At 68.9% G+C, this 1239-nt stretch carries 1 protein-coding gene; it reads right to left on the bottom strand.

Going from position 1 to position 1239, the window contains the following annotated elements; all coding sequences use genetic code 11:
• Window positions 1-31: 31 nt before the first annotated feature.
• Window positions 32-1150: an IS630 family transposase gene (locus KBX50_RS32510; RefSeq protein WP_307871144.1), complete on the bottom strand. Its 1119-nt coding sequence runs from the start codon at window positions 1148-1150 to the stop codon at window positions 32-34.
• Window positions 1151-1239 lie beyond the last annotated feature (89 nt).

Below are 1239 nucleotides of genomic sequence, written 5' to 3'. Positions count from 1 at the left end.
TGCCGTGACCACGAACGTTTGGGGTGTTGGGTCAGGCTGCGCGGGTGGCGGGTTGGCCCCAGCGTTGTTGTCGTTCGCTGCGGATGCGGGCGCGTTCGCGGCGTTGGGCGGCCAGGACGTCGGGGTGGCGGGCGTTCGTGTTGCGCCACCGCAGATAGGCCTGCAGTTTCCGGGTCAGCGCGGGGTGGTTGAGATGGTTGGAGCCGGCGATGACGAAGGTGCGTAGCGGCCCGAACTGGGCCTCGATCGGGTTGGCCCAGGAGGCGTAGGTCGGGGTGAAGCAGAGCTCGACCTTGTTTCGGGCCGCCCACGCCCGGATCTTGCGGCCTTTGTGCGCGGACAGGTTGTCGAGGATCACGTAGATCGGTGCCCCGTCCGGGCGGGCTTTGCGGATCGACGTGAGCGCGGCGAGGGTGTTGGCCGCGCTCTTACGCCGCCGCACGACGCCCCAGAGCTGGTCGTCGCCGACGGAGTAGCAGCCGTGGAACTGCCGGACCCCGTGCAGCTTGTGATAGTTCGCGGGCAGCCGGTGTGGGTGCCCGGCCGGCGCCCAGCCGGCGCCGGCCTGCGGGCGGATCACCAGGGGACCGAACTCGTCGAACGCGAACACTCGCCGCGGGAACTGGCTGCTGACGTACTCGATCCGGGCGAGTTTGGCGTCCCGGTCGGGGTCGGTGGACTCCTTCCACGTCTTGGTCCGCTGGAAGGTGATCCGGTGCCGATGCAGGATCTGCCGCAGCCGTTCCCGACCGATACGGATCCGGCGGGCGGCGTGCGAGCCCAGGTAGTCGGCGAGCTTGCGTACGCTCCAGCGGGTGAACGGCCGCCCCAGCTTCTCGGGGCGGGTGTTGGCCGTCTCGACGATGAACTGCTCCTCGTCGCTACTGATCTGGCGGGGACGGCCACCCGCCCACCGAGGGTCCAGGCTGGCCATCCCCATCTCATTGAACCGATGGATGACCTGCCGGATCGTGTCCTCATCAGCCTGCACGAGACGAGCGATCGCCGGCACCGTGTTCCCGCCGGCAGACGCGAGCACGACCATCGCCCGCCGTAGTCGGATCGGTGAACCGGTTCCCCGGCGGGTGATTCTGAGCAGCTGCTGACCTTCCTGATCACTCAGCCGCCGCACGCGTACGGGATCTGCCACCGCCACAGCCTGACCGCCGCGACGCCGCCCGGCCGACAAGCCGAACGGCGTGTCATCCAACACCGCGAACGTTCGTGGTCACGGCACTA

This window comes from Micromonospora sp. C51 (assembly GCF_018070435.1).
Taxonomy (GTDB): domain Bacteria; phylum Actinomycetota; class Actinomycetes; order Mycobacteriales; family Micromonosporaceae; genus Micromonospora; species Micromonospora sediminimaris.
Note: the sequence above shows the minus strand (reverse complement) of the source record. Positions and strands in the feature narration are given on the sequence as shown.